Genomic DNA, 16,906 nt, shown 5'->3' on the forward strand with positions numbered 1-16,906 from the left:
GTCCGATCAGCTTCTTTTTCGCCTATCTATTTATCTGTTATTCACCATTATCCGGAATCGGTTTCAGTCATTAGATTCATTCAATTTTGTGTGAGATACCCCTTTAGATTCCGTTGGTCAGATCCATAAAGCTATCTGGTTATGCCAACTTGTGTAAGTGCGTAGGCATAATCGAATGCTATCTCTTTCAGGCGGTCATATCGGCCAGAAGACCCGCCGTGACCGGCTCCCATGTTTGTTTTTAGAAGAACAATGCTGTCATTGGTCTTATACTCGCGGATCTTCGCAACGTATTTTGAGCCTTCCCAATATGGGACTTGGCTATCATACAAAGAGACCTGCACCAACATATCAGGATATGGTTGAGCCTTTATCTGATCGTACGGCGAATACGAATACATATAATCCCACGCTTTCTTGTCGTCTCGGGGATTTCCCCATTCGACCCATTCTTCGGTAGTCAACGGAAGCGTTTCATCTATCATCGTATTCATCACGTCAACAAAAGGCACCTGCACGATCGCGGCCTTGAAAAGCTCCGGGGCTTGATTCATGACGGCTCCCATCAGGAGTCCGCCGGCCGAGCCGCCTTGAATAACCAACCTTTCTGCTGAGGTGTATTTGTTTTTGATGAGCCATTTGGAACAATCAACAAAGTCATTGAAGGTGTTCATCTTCTTGAACATCCGCCCGTCCTGCCGCCATTTTTCACCTAGTTCTGAACCTCCGCGAATATGTGCGATCGCGTAGATCATTCCGCGATCAACCAATGAAAGACGGTTGGTCGAAAAGTTCGGCGTCATCGAATACCCATAGGACCCGTAGGCGTAAAGCAACATCGGCGATCCGCCGTCGAGCTTCGTACCTTTCTTCATCATTACTGAGATCGGGACTTTTACGCCATCGCGTGCATCTGCCCAAACCCGTGTGGTCTCATACTTCGTTTTATCATAGCCGCTCGGTATCTCCTGCTGTTTTATCAGCTTCGACTGGCGCGTCCTCAGGTTAAATTCGTAGGTTGATTGCGGCGTTATCATCGACGAATATCCGTAGCGGATGACGTCCGTATCATATTCCGGATTAAAGCCGAGGCCCATTGTATAAACACTTTCTTCGGTCGGGATACGTATCGGGGCACGACGGGTCTTCAGGTCCATAACGCGCAGATACTCTAGCCCGTTCTCCAGTTCGGAAACGACGGCAAAATCCTTGAAGAAATCAATTCCCTCGATCTTTACGGCGGGGTTATGGGGGACGTAATCTTTCCAGTTAGCTTCGTTTGGATCAATCTGTCCAACCCGCATCACCTTAAAGTTCTCGGCATCTTTGTTGGTGCGGATAAAAAACTCGCCGTCATTGAAATCTGCGAAATATTCGTGGCCTTCGCGACGCGGCGAGAGAACGCTGAACTTTCCGTCCTTTACCGCACTTGCAGGAAGATAGCGAAACTCCGTCGAGGTCTTTGCATATGATGCGATAAAGTACATCTTTTTATCACGCGAACGCCCGATACCCGTGTTGAAATAAACATCCTTTTCCTCAAAGATCAGGTCGGTGTTCTTTGTTCCAAGCTCATGGCGCCAGATCTTGTCCGAGCGCTTAGAGACCTCATCTTCCTGCCCGACAAAAATGAACTTGCCGTCGGGCGACCATTCGACGCTCGTTACTCTTTCTATGGTATCCGGAAGAATCGTGCCAGTTCGGAGATCTTTTATCTGCAATTTGTATTGACGATAACCGGTGGTGTCGGTGGAATAGGCCAAAAGGTTACCATCATCACTTGGAGCGAAGGCACCAAGAGCGAAATACTTGAATCCCTCAGCCATCTTGTTTTGATCCAGAAGGATTTCTGGATCTTTTCCGTCCTGTGTTTTGCTGCGCAAGAATGTCGGATACTGCTTCCCTTCCTCGACCTTTGTAAAGTACCAATAGTCTCCGCGCCTAACCGGAACACTCAGGTCAGTCTGCTTTATACGTCCGAGCATTTCTTTATAAAGGGCGTCAACCAGTGGCTGGTGCCTGCCCATGTGATGTTCGGTATAGGCGTTCTCAGCCTCGAGATAACTAATTATCTCGTCGCTCTTCTTCTCACTTCTGTCTCGCATCCACGCATAGTTATCAACAATTTCATATCCATGGATCTTGAGCACCTTGGGGTCTTTTTTCGGTACAGGTGGTTTCATAATGGTTTGGGCGGATAGATTCGTGCCCGAAAAGGCCATCATAACTATCATCGCTTGGTGCAACAAATAACGCATTCTATTGGCTCCTTTAACACAATTGTATGACAATTCAGCACTTATGAATACGAAACAGCATCAGAAATGGTTTCGCACGTTCTGTGGTGATCACGCATCGAATCTTGGTGGCCACGCTTTAATTTACATCTCTGCCAGGATTTGGTAGTTTAGAACGTTTGATCGGGCACCTTTTGGAGTCAGATATGAACCTTTCAAAAACCAGGCTTCATATAATCAGCGAAACGTCAGACCTCGCAAAAAAAGCGCGGACTGGCGTCTCTTTACACTGCCATACTGAGTATTCGAAAGAAATGCTGGATTTTATCCCGCATTATGCCGATCGCCTGCCGATCATCGCCACATTCTGGAAGCGGGAACGCGAGAAATACCTCGCGAAAGAAGGGAAAGGGATCGACTTTTCGACGGCCTATTGGTCGCCGCCGCTGCCGCCCGGCGAAGTTTACAATATCGAGCGTAAACAGATCGAGGAGGCGGGTCTTAGCCCTATAGTTTCTTTGACAGACCACGACAGCATTGATGCAACGCTCGAGGTCAACGAAAATTTTGACAATTCCGTTGCTCCGATCTCAATGGAATGGACCGTACCGTTTGAATACGGTTTTTTCCATGTAGGTGTGCACAATCTTCCAAGTGATCGAGCCGTTGATATAACCAAAACTCTGCTTGATTTCACGTTCAGCGAGGAAGAGCGGACTGAAAATGAGTTGACAGAGCTGTTCGCAATGCTCCACGAGATGCCACAAGTGCTTGTTATCTTGAATCATCCCCTTTGGGATATTGAGATCGTGGGACAGGAACGTCACGAAATACTCCTGAAGAGATTTTTGCGCGTCCACGGAAAATGGATACACGCCTTCGAAATAAACGGATTCAGAAGCTGGTCAGAGAATAAAGCGGTTATAGAACTTGCCGAAGCCACAGCAACGGCTGAAGCAGACGATGCAATTCAGGTGGTGGTGACAGGGGAACAGGATGAGGGCTACAACCCATCAGCGGCAAGCACGGCGACGCGGACGGATACCCCACTGCGGGATATTCCCCAATCGATTCAGGTGGTGCCGCGACAGGTACTAGAGGATCGCAGACCTAGAGATCTCATTGAGGCTGTAGAAACGGTTAGTGGAGTTATCAATGGGGGAGACAATTTTGGCGTAGGTGTGTCAAGCAGAATCATTCGAGGATTTACAACTGATGGGAATTTCCGCAATGGTTTTCGAGATGCTGACGCTTTTACCCCAACTGCAATTGAGACCATTGAACGAGTAGAAGTTCTGAAAGGACCGGCTTCAGTCCTGTTTGGAGCAGTAGAACCAGGTGGAATTGTCAATGTAATTACCCGGCAGCCTCTGAGTGACCCTTACTACAATCTGGAATTTGAAGCGGGAAACTATGGATTTTACCAACCCAGTATTGATTTATCAGGACCTCTAACAGCAGATGACACTCTGCTTTACCGTTTCATTGCTAGTTATCAAACTTCAGATAGCTTTGTAGATTTTGCCAACTCAGAACTAATCACGATTGCACCCTCAATTACGTTGAATTTGGGCGATCAAACAGCCTTGAATCTTTACTACGAGTACATCCGCTCGGAAGAGGATCCATTTAAGGCAGATATTCCGGTCTTTAATGACAACACATTTGGCTTACCTCGAAATCGCTATGTCGGCTATCCGGATATTGATTTTGCAACGAATAACAGCCATAGGTTCGGGTATATTTTAACTCACCAATTCAACGACAATTGGCAGATTCGGAATAATATTGCTATAGTTGCTAACTCGAATGCAGATGCCTTTACTGTGTTCTCCGACTTAGTTGATGATCGGATCTTCCAAGGCAGTTCCGACACACGACGTGAATACGCGATTGATAATTATTTTGGTCAAATTGACTTACTCGGTGAGTTTAATACAGGAACGATCTCACACCAGCTTTTAATTGGGTTTGATGCGAATCGTAATGTTGAGAATTCCTTAGGTCGTAGTGGGCAAGGACCCGGTGATCTCGATCTATTTGATCCAGATTATGATATCTCGGATTATGAATTTATCCCCAACTCTCGCTTTGGTTTCTATGAACTCATTCAGTCCTATGGGGTTTATCTTCAAGATCAGATCAGTCTTCTTGATAAACTCAAGCTGTTGATTGGTGGGCGTGTAGACTGGGTTGAACGGATATTTGAAATTGCTGGTGAATCGGCCCAAGAGCAAAATGATAGTGCTTTTAGCCCCCGGATTGGCCTAGTCTATCAGCCTAGCGAAACAGTATCGCTATATGGTAGCTATAGCCAATCGTTTGTTCCAACATTCGGATCTAACCCAGACGGTAGAGCCTTTGAGCCAACCCGCGGAACTCAATATGAAATTGGACTTAGAACAGATTTCCTAGATGGTAGACTTTCGGCAAACTTAGCGGCCTACCATCTCACCAAATCAAATGTAACAACACCGGATCCAGACAATCCCAATTTCTCAATTCAGGTAGGAGAGCAGCGGAGCCAAGGAGTTGAGCTAGATATTGGAGGTGAGATTTTACCAGGCTGGAATCTAGTCGCTTCTTATGCCTACACCGATGCCCAAACAACTCGAGACAATGCCATCGAAGAAGGTAATCTATTGCCTAATGTACCAGAGAATCAAGCTAGCCTCTGGACAACCTATGAGATTCAAACGGGGGCCTTACAAGGTCTAGGGTTTGGTCTAGGGCTGTTTTACATTGGGGAAAGGCAGGGAGATTTGGAAAACTCATTTCAATTAGACAGCTATTTGCGCACAGACGCTGCAATCTACTACCGAAAAGATCGATTTAACGCCGCGATCAACGTTCGTAATTTATTCGATACCGTCCACTATGATTTTTCATACGGTAGATTCTACAATCAGGTAGGTGATCCATTTACCATTATTGGCTCTGTTAGTTGGCAGTTCTAGCTTGCTTAATAAGTATTTGAATGATTTCATTTATCACCTGAACTGTATCATGACAACGTTGTCACGCCGCTTTGTGTGCCTTTTACTGGTGAGTCTTTTGACAGTTATATCTGTCTTTGCTTGTGGTAAGAATTTGCATCACAATACTGCGAACTGGACTTCATCATTGAATGACTGCCGAATCGTAAAGCATTCAATGGGGGAAACTTGTATTCCTGAAAATCCTGAGCGTCTTGTCACTATCTTTCATGTCACACTCGGTAACGTCTTAGCTCTGGGAGTCAAGCCCATCGGTAGCGCTACAGCCCTAAATACTTCGCAGGAAGATTTACCTGCCTATTTGAAGCATGAAACAGCAGGAATCAAACAGTTGGGTAGTCAATATCAGCCAAATCTAGAAACAATACTGTTAGCTAAACCCGATTTAATTTTAGGTTGGGAAACGGTGCGAAAAACTTATCCTCTGATTTCTCAGATTGGTCCTACAGTGTTAGGGCAGTGGCAAGGTGAATCGTCTTGGCGAGAATACTTTCACTTTGTAGCTGAAGTACTAGGAAAAGAGGAAGCTGAACAGCAAGCTTGGCTCCGCTACTATCAACGAGTCGATGAATTAAAAACAGCTTTGAGCAAACAATATAAGAATAAAACTGTATCTGTAATCTATGCTTATAGAGGCTCGCCAACCATCAGTATAAACACTAAAAACTCATTTGTTGGTTCGATTCTTGAGGATGCTGGTATTCAACGACCAGAAACACAGAATATTACTGTTCCTGGTGGAAGCTACGATATTACAGAGGAAAGTTTGCATGATGCAGATGCGGATGTTTTATTTATACTGAGTAACGATCAAAAAACTGTTGAAGCACTGCAACAAAAGCCCATTTGGAAAATACTCAAAGCTGTTCAGCAAAGGCGAGTGTATCCGGTAGATGATTTTACTTGGATCGGATCAAATTTAATTGCTGCCAATGCGGTGATTGATGATCTATTCAAATATCTAGTCAACATGCCTTGAGCTTTTAGTCCGCTCTAATTCCTCCTGAGCAGGCTACTGTGTCACAAGTCGAGTCTGCTACCATTCAAGGCTGCTCAGACAACGAAATGTACTCGTGTTAATTTGGAAGCACAGGCCAACTGCGTCGGCAAGACAGGTCCTTTTGTCTGCCCTTTTGTCTGCAAGGAGGTGAGAGATGATTCAGTCAAGACCGAGATTTGCAACCTTTGAGGACTATCTGGCCTATGAGGGGTTGGAGGGGCGCTATGAGTTGATTGAGGGGGATCTGGTCGAATTGCCACCGGAGTCAGAATGGAATTTGTCTATTGCCAACTATTTGTACTTTCTTTTAGTAGCTCAGAACTTTTCGGCCAGACTGGTACACCCTGGCAAATGTGAGCTTCAGGTGCCTGTCCTGCAACCCAAAGACCCAGCCAACCGCTTTCCCGATCTGGTTATTCTCAGAGAAGAGCATCTTCCCCTGACGCAACGCCGACTGACCATCACCCTCGACATGCCACCCCCCCAATTGGTTGTAGAAGTTGTCAGCCCTGGGCAGGCAAACCGCGAGCGTGACTATCATCGTAAACGCGATCAGTATGCCATGCGAGGCATTCCGGAATACTGGATTATCAATCCGGAAGAGCAGGTTGTCATGGTTTTACAACTCAGAAACGACCGGTATGTAGAGGTAGGAATTTTCCAGGGAACTACCCCAATTACCTCATCTACATTTCCCAACTTGGCGCTAACCGCAGACCAAATTTTTAGAATTGCTTAGAGAGCCTCGGTAACGAATAAGCATGCAGCAGAGTCAGGGAATATAGATTTGAGGCAAAACGCCGGGTTGGGTCGAATTACCCAGAATCAAGGTTTCTAGGAGATCAAACTGCCATTCGTAGAGTAGATTTTCGGCATCAGCGGCAATAGTAAGCAATCGGTCGATCTGGGCCACGGCAGAAGCGGCATCGGGATGCTGGAGCCAGCTTGCTAGGGGATGCTGCCACTGGGAGAGAAAAACTTGTATGGTGTCGCGGTCAGCAGATTCGACGGGATTGTCGGTGAACTGAGTATAGAGGCTATCAATAGCCAGAGGAGTACTGCTAGTCAAAGCTTCCTCCTGCAAGGTTTGCCATTCAGCAGCCAACAGCGGGGGTAACATGCCGACGGTGTATTTTTTGCGGGCACGCAGCGTGACGCCACCAATCTCACAAGGTTCATCGTGTTCTAACAGAAATTGATGTAGGGTTTTGAAGAAGGGCTGAACCATTTCGCGCTCAATCCCGGAGCAAAGGCGCAGGCCGACATCCGAGTAATCGACAGAGTTCATATCCAGCCTGGCTCAAGCGCCTTTAGTCCAAAATCACCAAAGTCCAAATTTTCACCACGTGTCGCACGTCCGCGCATACGGCCTTTCATAACGCGTCGGTGTTTGACCTTTTTCGGCATTAACATAGCTTTAGTACCTCAAATCCTATTAAAACTCTTACCTCGCGCGGTCCTCTCGTCGCGGTCGTCTATCTCCACGGCCGCGAGATGCTGAACGGTCTGCCTTTACTTCGTTCATCGGGTCGGTGGTCGTGCCACGGGCCATCGATGCATTGGCATCCAATATCTCGCCACGGTAGATCCAGACCTTTACTCCGATTATTCCAAAGGTGGTCAATGCTTCAGCAAAACCATAATCAACATCTGCCCTGAGTGTATGCAGCGGAAGACGTCCCTCAAGCGACCATTCAGTGCGTGCGATCTCTGCCCCATTTAGTCTTCCAGAGATCATCACCTTAATGCCCTGTGCTCCAAAGCGAATGGATTCTTCCATCGTCTTCTTCATTGCTCGGCGAAAGGCGATCCGCTTTTCCAGCTGCTGGCATATCTTTTCCGCCTGAAGCTGGGCATTAAGCTCCGGATGACGTATCTCCTGAATAGAAATGAGAACTTCACGCCCAGTTGAACGCGAAAGCTCCTCGCGGAGTTTTTCTATCTCGGAGCCCTTTCGGCCGATTATTATACCGGGTCGCGAAGTATAGATAATGATCTTCATTCGCGCGGCCGCACGCTCGATATCGATATGCGAAACACCACCGCCGGCAAACTTTTTCTTCAGCTCGCGCTTCAGCTTAAGGTCTTCGGCAAGAAACTTCGCAAAATCCTGCTTTGAATACCAGTGCGAATGCCAATCTTTGTTGTATCCGACCCTAAAGCCGTATGGATGAACTTTCTGTCCCATAATTCTTGTTGAGCTCCGCAGACCGCAGCTCTATTCGGCCGATAAGCCTATTTTTCCTTTTCTTCCTCTCTGGTCCCCTCCGAAGCAACTTCCCCAGAAACACTTTCGCCTATAGACGAGATCTCTTCACTGACTAAATTTTCGGGTTCGGCGACAACCTCCTCGCCCGCTTCCCCAGCGACTTTCGTATCCTCGACCGCCTCTACTGCAATACTCTCTTCAGCCAATTTTTCCGGAGCTTCCTCAACTGTGTCCGCCTTTGCCTTTTTAACTTCCTTGGTAGGTTCAGACTTCTTTTTTGTCTTCTTGGGAGCCGCGGCTCGCTTAGCCTTCACCTCTTCCGCTTTCAACTCCTTCTCGGTCTTTGGCTTCTCTTCGCTGGTAACCTCGATAGTTATGTGGCAATAGTGTCGCTGTTCGCGATACGCACGCCCTTGGGGGGCAGGCCTCATTCTGCGGCGGTGCTTCGTCGGCCCCATATCCACGAAACAGCTTTTAACCCAAAGATCGTCAGGATCGACGGCTATATTCATCTGCTCTGCCTGATAGGTCGCATTGGCTATCGCTGACCGCAGTGTCTTTTCGATCGGGGCTGCCGCACGCTTCTCCGTGAATTTAAGGATCGCGAGTGCACGCGAAACGTCTTGGCCGCGGATCAGATCGATCACCAATCGCGCCTTACGCGGGCTTCCCTTTAGATATTTTGTCTTTGCTATCGCTTCCATTGCCTACTTCCTCTTTGCAGCCTTTTCAGCCTTTGTTCCCGGATGTCCTTTGAATACGCGAGTCGGGGAAAATTCTCCTAATTTGTGTCCGACCATGTTCTCGGTAACGAAGACCGGAATATGACGTTTTCCATTGTGGACGCCAAAAGTCAGACCGACCATTTCCGGTGAGATCGTCGAACGCCGAGACCAAGTCTTGATCGCGGGCGGCTTCTTTCCGCCATCGGATATGCGCTTCAATTGCTTCTGAATGCTAAGGTCGATAAACGGACCTTTTTTAAGTGAACGTGGCATATTTTAATTTCGGATCCTTGAGACTGGATATAGCTTTACAGCGATCCACCACCTAAAACCTACTTCCGCCTCCTATCTTTAACGATCATATTGCTCGTGCGCTTGTTGCGACGCGTCTTATAACCGCGTGTCGGTTGCCCCCACGGTGTTACCGGATGGCGGCCACCGGATGTTTTTCCCTCTCCGCCGCCGTGTGGGTGATCAACCGGGTTCATCGCAACGCCGCGCACTTTGGGACGCTTTCCTTTCCAACGATTACGGCCTGCCTTTCCGAGCGAAACATTCTCGTGTTCAGTATTTCCGACCTGACCGACGGTTGCCATACACACGACGGGAACCTTGCGGACTTCGCCGGACGGCATCCTGACCTGGGCATAATCACCCTCTTTGGCAACGATCTGAGCAAAACCTCCGGCCGACCTTACCAACTGGCCGCCCTTTCCTGGGCGAAGCTCAATATTGTGAACTTCCGTGCCAAGCGGGATATTCTTGATCGGCAATGCATTTCCCGGAAGAATATCTGCCTCGGCCCCGCTTAAGATCTGCGTTCCCACCTTCAGCCCGACTGGTGCGAGAATATATCGTTTTTCACCATCAAGGTAAGTTATTAACGCAATGTGAGCCGAACGATTCGGATCATACTCGATCTGCGTTACCTTACCCGGAATTCCGGACTTGTCCCGTTTGAAATCGATCACACGATAAAAACGCTTGTGCCCGCCGCCGCGGCGACGGATCGTTATCCGTCCGTCACTGTTGCGCCCAGAAATCCTTTTCTTCGGTTCGAGCAACGATTTTTCGGGTGTTGCCCCCGGCGTCAATTCGTCGCGGGTTAGATAGGTCTGATACCGTCGCGCCGGTGATGTCGGTTTTAATCTTTTGATTCCCATAACTTTGGTCGATCTTGGATCGTCTTTAGCAAATGTTCTGCCGATCTACGATCTGCCATCCTCTATATCGCTTCTGAATAATCTATGACCGGTTCGCCTTTCTTCAGCGTAACGTAGGCTTTTTTCCAGTTGGGCCGTCGCCCTTCCTGCCGTCCGCGGCGCTTCATCTTGCCCTCGTAGTTAACTGTACGAACTGACGCGACCTTAACGTTAAATATCTCCTCGACCGCTTTTTTGATATCAAGTTTTCCTGCCGAGCGTTCAACGCGAAAAGTGAGTACTTGCCCTGACTTACGGCCGCTGTCATCATCTGTGGATTCCTCGCGGAGGATCATCGATTTTTCCGTGACTACGGGCGTCTTCAAAATATCCCAAACCGTGAAATTACTCATTGTCTGCCGCCTCCTCTGTCACTTGTTTCTTTGTTGTCTTTTTCACCGGTTTTTCACCGTCGGCCTTTTTTGCCTTTGCAGCGGCTTCCTTTTTTGGTTTTGCCGGCTTATCTTCTGCAACCTCCGAAGACTCTTCACTCCTCTTAGCCCTTTTCGCTGATTTCCGGCTTTCTTCAGCAGATTCGTCTGCATTGGTGCCTTCACGCGCTGGGTCGAGAAGCTCGTTCAATTCTTCGATCGCCGCTTTAGATATCAGTAGCCTTTCGTGATAGAGAATGTCGTAAATATTAAGGCCCGTGCTGTTCGTCACCTTTGTTTTCTCCACGTTCCTTGAGGAAAGGACAAGATTTGCGTTATCAAGCGAATCGATGACCAATGTTTTCGGACGCTTTTTATTCTCAATAAGCCCAAGAACCTCGATCGCACCTAAGAACGCCTTTGTCTTAGGTTGGTCAAACCCGAACTCATCGATCACGATGATGTTTCCCTCCCGAAGCCTTTCGGAAAGTGCTGACCGGATCGCACCGCGCCGCATTTTGCGAGGCATATTGTATGACCAATCACGCGGCTGCGGGCCATGAACATTGCCACCACCTTTCCACAACGGCGAACGAAGCGATGCAATTCGGGCACGACCTGTCCCTTTTTGCTTCCAGAGCTTACGTCCTGAACCAGAAACATTGCCGCGCGTCTTCGTGGCGGAGGTTCCTTGGCGACCATTTGCCTGGTAATTCCGGACGGCGGCGTGTATCAGTGCTTCATTGAATTCAACACCGAAGACACGGTCCGAAAGCTCAATATCCCCGACCTCTTTATTCTTTAAATTGCGAACCTTTACGGTAGGCATAGTCTATCTCCTGTAAGATCCCACCTTCAGCCATTCGAATATAGAGACTGAAGCAGTTGGTCTTACCTAGCTTTTTTTAACAACAACCAAACTCCCATTAGCCCCGGGAACAGCTCCGCGCACCAGCAACAAATTGTTATCCGCATCGACCTTAGCAACCGTCAATCCTTTCACCGTTACGCGCTCATCGCCCATATGGCCTGAAGAACGCGTACCTTTAATCACACGTGAAGGATACGCCGATTGACCGATCGAGCCCGGCTTGCGAACATTCATCGAACCGTGCGGTAAGGCACAATTGGCGAGAGCAGATAGGCCGCTAACCGCACAGATTCCAGTACTGCATAGAGCACTTGCTCGACTTCAGTCTGTTTTCCTTGCTTATAGAGCGACCACGGGGCTTGCTCATCTACATATTTGTTGCCAGCCTGCACCAGCGTCAAGATTTGGGCACAGGCATGACTAAAGGCCAGATCCTGATAAGCTTGCGCTACTTCACTGCCCAATCCCGCTCCCCTCGACCGCAGTCCATCCATCAGGGAATTGTCTACATCTGTTACGGCGGGTACTTTGCCATCACAGTACTTATGAGCCATTTTCAGCGTCCGGTTCAGCAGGTTGCCCAAATCATTGGCAAGGTCAGCGTTAAGCGTGTTAATAAACCGGGTTTCGCTAAAGTCACCATCGCGGCCAAACTCGATCTCTTTTAAGAAGAAATAGCGGACGGCATCCGCGCCATAGCGGTTGACCAAATCCACCGGATCAATGACATTACCCAGCGTTTTGCTGATTTTCTGCCCATCTTTGGTTAAAAAGCCATGACCAAACACCCGCTCTGGCAGTGGCAAATCCGCCGACATCAGCATCGCTGGCCAATAGACCGCATGGAATCGGAGAATATCTTTGCCAATCAAGTGTAGGTTGAAGGGATACCAGGTCGCCGTTGCATTCGCCAAGGTCGGGGCTTGGTCTGGTTCTAACAAAGCCGTCACGTAAGCCAGCAGCGCATCAAACCAAACATAGATGGTGTGGTTGGGGTCAGCAGGGATCGGAATCCCCCAGTCAAGATTCACCCGTGAAATCGAGAAGTCTTGCAGTCCGCGGCTAACAAAGCTCAACACCTCATTGCGGCGGCTTTCCGGCTGAATGAAGTCAGGTCGTTCCTGGTAGAGTTGCTCTAGCTGGCTCTGGTATTTCGACAGGCGAAAGAAGTAGTTTTGCTCGTCTCGCCATTCGGCTTTTTTGTTAGGGTGTAACGGGCAATACCCTCCTTCCAGCAGATCCCGCTCTTCCTTGAACTCTTCGCAGGAGACGCAGTACCACCCCTGCTGCTGGCCTAAATAAATATCGCCCCGTTCCCACACCCGCTGAAAAAACTCTTTGACAATGGCTTCGTGTCTTGGGTCAGTCGTGCGAATAAAGCTATCCACTTGAATGTTGAGCAACTCCCAAAGAGATTTAAACTCCTTGGCAATTAAATCACAGTGCTCCTGCGGCAGCCGACCCAACGCCTCAGCCGTGCGCTGAATTTTCTGTCCATGCTCATCTGTGCCCGTAACCAATCGTACCGATTTTCCTTGCAACCGCTGAAACCGAGCTATTATATCTGCGGCAATCGTGGTATAGGCACTGCCGATGTGAGGGACATCATTGACATAGTAAATGGGCGTTGTGATCGAGAATGTTCCTTGATTCGTAACGCGAGAATCCATGAGGTTATTAAAAACTACCGCTTAAACTACCAATAACTATACTCGAAGGACGAAAGAGGAAGCTGGATTACCGGTTCAGTTTCATGCCTCCAAACTTCTAGAGTACTGTTTGCAGTGCTTTACCGTTAGCTGATCCACTGTTAATTCATCTACACCTATCTAGTTTCACCGGGAATAAAGGACCATTTCAGGAATAATTGAAGAAATAGAACGTAAGCTTTAAAGTTTTCTCAGGAAATCTCAAAGATGATTAATCTGACGAAGTGCTAAGGCTACAACGCTAACAGATAGCCTAAATCCAAGTTCAGTCAATGCTTAGGCAATTATAAAAAATAATCAGAGTTTTTGATGCTTTCGAATCAATACAGTTGATTTTCTTTCGTCTCTAATCGTTTCTGAATTAAGGAAAACCAAGACAGATGTGCAACTTTTGTGCAGCCGTTCACGTATACAGCTAGTTTGGAACGAATCATTTTGCGATTCAAATTATCAGCACTCTAGATGAATTGGCCGCTAGTAATCGTCAACAATTAGTTTGGAATGAGTTAATACCAATTACATGTGAAGCTGCATAGAATTTACCCCACCGCCTACGGCACCTCCCCTTGGTAAGGGGAGGTTGGGAGGGGTCTGATAATAAGCCGCTTCAAAAAAAATTGGTATAAGTCTAGGAATGAATCAGCTAATTTTCCTCTCTTCTCTCGGTTTGCTTATCGCATCCATACATGCCTATCACATACAGTCCTATCAATTGATGCAATACCATTGCAACTTTAAGCAAAGGTTAAATCTCTGCTCTTGATTTAAGTCGTTGTAAACCCACTACATTAACGGCGTTAATCCGGGAGCGGCTACATAAGTCCCCCTTGCGGCAATCGGCAGACCCATCATTTGATATAGGCAAAGCACTAGAAGAATACTCTAGTATGAAGAAAGGTTAAGCTAGACGTTTCATCAGAATGCCAGTTCACAGCCCGCTACTCATTTCCCAGCAACTGCTTGCTACTTTAGGAACTCGGAGCTTTACTCATCATTCCGACCGAATTCCCCATGAAAGTGCAGTTGTGGTGGTTAGTAACCATCGCAGTTTTATGGATGCACCCCTATTAATGAGTGCGTTGAATCGACCGATTCGCTTTGCCTGCCATCATTACATGGGCCAAGTGCCGCTATTGCGGGATTTTGTGCTGCGCTTAGGCTGTTTTCCGCTTGATGCACCTGAGCACCGGCAGCAAAGTTTTTTTCATCAAGCAGTTCAATTGCTGCAAACTCAGCAGGTTGTTGGCATTTTCCCAGAAGGAACCGAACCCATGGTGCATCTCACACCCCCACGGCAGGTTGGTGAGTTTCATCGTGGCTTTGCCCATCTAGCCCTCCGAGCACCTGTTCGGGATCTGGCAGTTTTGCCGGTTGCTATCGCTTCTCAACACGAAACGACCAGTTTTCCAGTTCCGCTTAAGTTTTTGAGTTTGTTTGATCCGTCCGAACCCTTGTTTGATCAAGCCGGATGGCATCCAATGGTGATGTACCAGCGAGTGGATCTTTTGGTGGGAAAACCCTTGTGGATCACCGATGCTCAACGTGAAAGCTATCAAGGCAAACAGGCCAAAAGTGTCGTTGCTGACCTGATGAGCTATTGCCAGAGTGAAATCACCGATTTGCTGCAATACGGTTGTTAGACATGTCAGAGACGCCTTATTTTCTTGCCCTCCGCTCACCTAGACCCCGCCAACCCAATGCACCTCTTTTTATCTACTTGCCCGGTGGAGACGGTACTGGTCAGCTCTTCTATCGTCAATTAGAAGGACTTGAAAAAACCTTCGACATTCGCTGCTTGGAAATTCCTCCCGATGACTTAAACGGCTGGGATCTGCTGGTGGAACAGGTCGTGCAGCTCGTTGAGGCAGAAGTGAAGGAATATCCCCGGTCAGCAGTCTACCTTTGCGGCGAATCGTTTGGCGGCTGTTTGGCCCTGAAAGTGATTTTGCATGCGCCCCATCTATTTGATCGGTTAGTGCTAGTCAATCCGGCTTCGGCCTTTCGGCAACAGTCTTGGCTCTATTGGCTATCGTTTTTAGCCCGCCCGGTGCCGGAAGTGATCTATTGCATGTTTTGGCTATGGTTTCTGCCGATTCTTGCCTCGCTGGGACGAATAGAATCTGACGACCGACGCGCTTTGTTAACTGCGGTGCAGGGCATGACGCAAGAAACCTCGGTGTGGCGAGTTGGCCTCCTGCGAGAATTCAACATCAGCGATGAGCAGTTGCGGCAAATCAAGCAGCCAACCATCGTGATTGCTAGCGGTCGGGATAACATTTTACCATCCGTTAGCGAAGCTGAGCATCTGTGTGCACTCATACCTCAAGCTCGAGCCTACGTGTTGCCCGACAGCGGCCATGCTTGTTTGTTAGAGGCCGATGTAAATCTATACGACATTCTCAAATCGCTTGATTTTTTGCCAGTGTCGCAATTGGTAACCGAGAGCTAGTCCTGCACTCAGGATGGGATCCTGCCTCTGTGATTGACGAATCAAGAATTCAGCCAGGTTAGACGCACCACCAACTGCTAGCACGGCTTACAACTGGGCAAAGCGGTCAGTTGCCTCAATCAGGGCGCTGCGAATTCCCGGCTCGGTCATCGAATGGCCTGCATCAGGAACTACGATAAACTCAGCCTCTGGCAATGCTCGGTGCAGTTCCCAAGCCGATACCATCGGACAGACCACATCGTATCGTCCCTGCACAATCACAGTCGGCAGATGACGAATCCGATCACATTGCATCAACAGTTGGTCTTCACGCTCAAAGAACCCTTTATTAACAAAATAATGGCACTCGATGCGGGCAAAGGCATCCGCAAATTGGGTCTCGCCAAACCGCTGCTGCAAATTGGGATCGGGAAACAAGTCTTGGTCAAATCGGTAGAGCATCACCCGATCAAACCCCGTTACCTTGCGGACTTCCCGCACAATAATTTGACAGAAATCTTGCAGATTCGAGGTGGCTTCTAGCTGATTAATCGAGGCCCGTGCCAGATGGTAAAAACTCAAGAACGGAATATTTTCGTGCGTCAAGGCTGGCTCTAGTTCCAATACCAAGAACCCGTCGGCACTGCGATGAAACACCGCATCAAACACCAGATAATCATCGCCTTTCCGCCGTACCCAGACCTTCGTGGGGTTGATCAAATCCAGATTCTCGTAGCTCAAGCCCGTGCGGAACCGATCCACCTGAAACGAATCGAGAATCTCGTCTAAGGTTTTGCCAATTACCTGTTCTACGGACAGGTCAAAGGCAGTAGAAACATTGCGGCTCGCCTGCAAAATTGTTAAATCTGGCTCTTGCAAAACCAGCAGAACGCCGTGGGGTTGGATTTGCGTCAAGCTACGAATCGAAGGCTGTTTCAGGCTAGTCAGATTCGGTGTTTGCTCTAGGTTCATATTGGGTATGGATACCTCCACACAAAGTAATGGATAAGGTGAGTAAAACGGTTTTTTGCAGCTAATGAAAACGAAACGGGCAATGAAGCTGATAGCGCTCTCAAGCAAGCTAGAAAATCGCCACACCTAGGTTTGAGAAGGTGCGAGCGATGTAGCAATCTTTCAATACTTTCTAACTCAAAGGGC

The 16,906-nt window shown here is 48.1% G+C and carries 16 protein-coding genes and 1 pseudogene; 5 read left to right on the plus strand and 12 right to left on the minus strand.

Annotated elements, in window-relative coordinates:
• Positions 1-131: 131 nt before the first annotated feature.
• Positions 132-2,258 (minus strand): S9 family peptidase, encoded by a 2,127-nt coding sequence (locus JVX88_RS11610; RefSeq protein WP_211627450.1) that lies wholly within the window; start codon positions 2,256-2,258, stop codon positions 132-134.
• Between the two features lie 185 nt (positions 2,259-2,443).
• On the opposite strand from JVX88_RS11610, the gene JVX88_RS11615 reads away from it, so the two are divergent.
• The 3 genes from JVX88_RS11615 (at position 2,444) to JVX88_RS11625 (ending at position 6,972) form a co-directional block, all read left to right on the plus strand.
• Positions 2,444-5,194: a TonB-dependent siderophore receptor gene (locus JVX88_RS11615; protein WP_211627451.1), complete on the plus strand. Its 2,751-nt coding sequence runs from the start codon at positions 2,444-2,446 to the stop codon at positions 5,192-5,194.
• Between the two features lie 49 nt (positions 5,195-5,243).
• Positions 5,244-6,212 (plus strand): iron-siderophore ABC transporter substrate-binding protein, encoded by a 969-nt coding sequence (locus JVX88_RS11620; protein WP_211627452.1) that lies wholly within the window; start codon positions 5,244-5,246, stop codon positions 6,210-6,212.
• A gap of 175 nt (positions 6,213-6,387) precedes the next feature.
• Complete coding sequence (locus tag JVX88_RS11625; protein WP_211627453.1) at positions 6,388-6,972, plus strand: Uma2 family endonuclease; 585 nt, start codon at positions 6,388-6,390, stop codon at positions 6,970-6,972.
• A gap of 33 nt (positions 6,973-7,005) precedes the next feature.
• On the opposite strand, the gene JVX88_RS11630 is transcribed toward JVX88_RS11625, so the two are convergent.
• The 10 genes and pseudogenes from JVX88_RS11630 to metG form a co-directional block, all read right to left on the minus strand.
• The gene (locus tag JVX88_RS11630) at positions 7,006-7,521 is read right to left on the minus strand and encodes a hypothetical protein (RefSeq protein WP_211627454.1); all 516 of its coding nucleotides are present in this window, start codon (positions 7,519-7,521) and stop codon (positions 7,006-7,008) included.
• Complete coding sequence (locus JVX88_RS11635; protein ID WP_211627455.1) at positions 7,518-7,646, minus strand: ribosomal protein L16; 129 nt, start codon at positions 7,644-7,646, stop codon at positions 7,518-7,520. The genes JVX88_RS11630 and JVX88_RS11635 overlap by 4 nt, the downstream gene beginning before the upstream one ends.
• A gap of 31 nt (positions 7,647-7,677) precedes the next feature.
• Positions 7,678-8,421, minus strand: a complete 744-nt coding sequence (gene rpsC, locus JVX88_RS11640) for a 30S ribosomal protein S3 (protein ID WP_211627456.1) — start codon at positions 8,419-8,421, stop codon at positions 7,678-7,680.
• Positions 8,422-8,468: 47 nt separating this feature from the next.
• Positions 8,469-9,146: a 50S ribosomal protein L22 gene (rplV, locus tag JVX88_RS44020; RefSeq protein WP_211627457.1), complete on the minus strand. Its 678-nt coding sequence runs from the start codon at positions 9,144-9,146 to the stop codon at positions 8,469-8,471.
• A gap of 3 nt (positions 9,147-9,149) precedes the next feature.
• Entirely contained in the window at positions 9,150-9,440 is a 291-nt protein-coding gene (rpsS, locus tag JVX88_RS11650) for a 30S ribosomal protein S19 (RefSeq protein ID WP_211627458.1), read from the minus strand.
• A 59-nt stretch (positions 9,441-9,499) separates the two neighbouring features.
• The gene (gene rplB, locus JVX88_RS11655) at positions 9,500-10,330 is read right to left on the minus strand and encodes a 50S ribosomal protein L2 (protein ID WP_211627459.1); all 831 of its coding nucleotides are present in this window, start codon (positions 10,328-10,330) and stop codon (positions 9,500-9,502) included.
• 62 nt (positions 10,331-10,392) lie between these two features.
• Positions 10,393-10,722 (minus strand): 50S ribosomal protein L23, encoded by a 330-nt coding sequence (rplW, locus tag JVX88_RS11660; protein ID WP_211627460.1) that lies wholly within the window; start codon positions 10,720-10,722, stop codon positions 10,393-10,395.
• Entirely contained in the window at positions 10,715-11,569 is an 855-nt protein-coding gene (gene rplD, locus JVX88_RS11665) for a 50S ribosomal protein L4 (RefSeq protein WP_211627461.1), read from the minus strand. The genes rplW and rplD overlap by 8 nt, the downstream gene beginning before the upstream one ends.
• Positions 11,570-11,635: 66 nt before the next feature.
• Positions 11,636-11,836: pseudogene (rplC, locus tag JVX88_RS11670) on the minus strand (50S ribosomal protein L3); the annotation flags it as partial.
• A 5-nt stretch (positions 11,837-11,841) separates the two neighbouring features.
• A complete protein-coding gene (gene metG, locus JVX88_RS11675; RefSeq protein ID WP_211627463.1) occupies positions 11,842-13,281 on the minus strand; it encodes a methionine--tRNA ligase in 1,440 nt (479 codons plus the stop codon).
• A 959-nt stretch (positions 13,282-14,240) separates the two neighbouring features.
• Here metG and JVX88_RS11680 point away from each other — a divergent pair.
• Both JVX88_RS11680 and JVX88_RS11685 read left to right on the plus strand, forming a co-directional pair.
• Positions 14,241-14,960, plus strand: a complete 720-nt coding sequence (locus JVX88_RS11680) for a lysophospholipid acyltransferase family protein (protein ID WP_211627464.1) — start codon at positions 14,241-14,243, stop codon at positions 14,958-14,960.
• A 2-nt stretch (positions 14,961-14,962) separates the two neighbouring features.
• On the plus strand, positions 14,963-15,769 hold the full coding sequence (locus JVX88_RS11685) for an alpha/beta fold hydrolase (RefSeq protein WP_211627465.1): 807 nt from the start codon (positions 14,963-14,965) through the stop codon (positions 15,767-15,769).
• 87 nt (positions 15,770-15,856) lie between these two features.
• On the opposite strand, the gene JVX88_RS11690 is transcribed toward JVX88_RS11685, so the two are convergent.
• Entirely contained in the window at positions 15,857-16,720 is an 864-nt protein-coding gene (locus JVX88_RS11690; protein ID WP_211627466.1) for a GAF domain-containing protein, read from the minus strand.
• Positions 16,721-16,906 lie beyond the last annotated feature (186 nt).

The organism is Leptolyngbya sp. 7M (assembly GCF_018128485.1).

Coding starts and splice junctions, on each gene's coding strand:
- rplV (WP_211627457.1), bottom strand. CDS start 9,146: ATGGAAGCGATAGCAAAGACAAAATATCTAAAGGGAAGCCCGCGTAAG.
- JVX88_RS11690 (WP_211627466.1), bottom strand. CDS start 16,720: ATGAACCTAGAGCAAACACCGAATCTGACTAGCCTGAAACAGCCTTCG.
- JVX88_RS11625 (WP_211627453.1), top strand. CDS start 6,388: ATGATTCAGTCAAGACCGAGATTTGCAACCTTTGAGGACTATCTGGCC.
- JVX88_RS11610 (WP_211627450.1), bottom strand. CDS start 2,258: ATGCGTTATTTGTTGCACCAAGCGATGATAGTTATGATGGCCTTTTCG.
- rplB (WP_211627459.1), bottom strand. CDS start 10,330: ATGGGAATCAAAAGATTAAAACCGACATCACCGGCGCGACGGTATCAG.
- rplW (WP_211627460.1), bottom strand. CDS start 10,722: ATGAGTAATTTCACGGTTTGGGATATTTTGAAGACGCCCGTAGTCACG.
- rpsS (WP_211627458.1), bottom strand. CDS start 9,440: ATGCCACGTTCACTTAAAAAAGGTCCGTTTATCGACCTTAGCATTCAG.
- JVX88_RS11615 (WP_211627451.1), top strand. CDS start 2,444: ATGAACCTTTCAAAAACCAGGCTTCATATAATCAGCGAAACGTCAGAC.
- metG (WP_211627463.1), bottom strand. CDS start 13,281: ATGGATTCTCGCGTTACGAATCAAGGAACATTCTCGATCACAACGCCC.
- rplD (WP_211627461.1), bottom strand. CDS start 11,569: ATGCCTACCGTAAAGGTTCGCAATTTAAAGAATAAAGAGGTCGGGGAT.
- JVX88_RS11635 (WP_211627455.1), bottom strand. CDS start 7,646: ATGTTAATGCCGAAAAAGGTCAAACACCGACGCGTTATGAAAGGCCGT.
- JVX88_RS11685 (WP_211627465.1), top strand. CDS start 14,963: ATGTCAGAGACGCCTTATTTTCTTGCCCTCCGCTCACCTAGACCCCGC.
- JVX88_RS11680 (WP_211627464.1), top strand. CDS start 14,241: ATGCCAGTTCACAGCCCGCTACTCATTTCCCAGCAACTGCTTGCTACT.
- rpsC (WP_211627456.1), bottom strand. CDS start 8,421: ATGGGACAGAAAGTTCATCCATACGGCTTTAGGGTCGGATACAACAAA.
- JVX88_RS11630 (WP_211627454.1), bottom strand. CDS start 7,521: ATGAACTCTGTCGATTACTCGGATGTCGGCCTGCGCCTTTGCTCCGGG.
- JVX88_RS11620 (WP_211627452.1), top strand. CDS start 5,244: ATGACAACGTTGTCACGCCGCTTTGTGTGCCTTTTACTGGTGAGTCTT.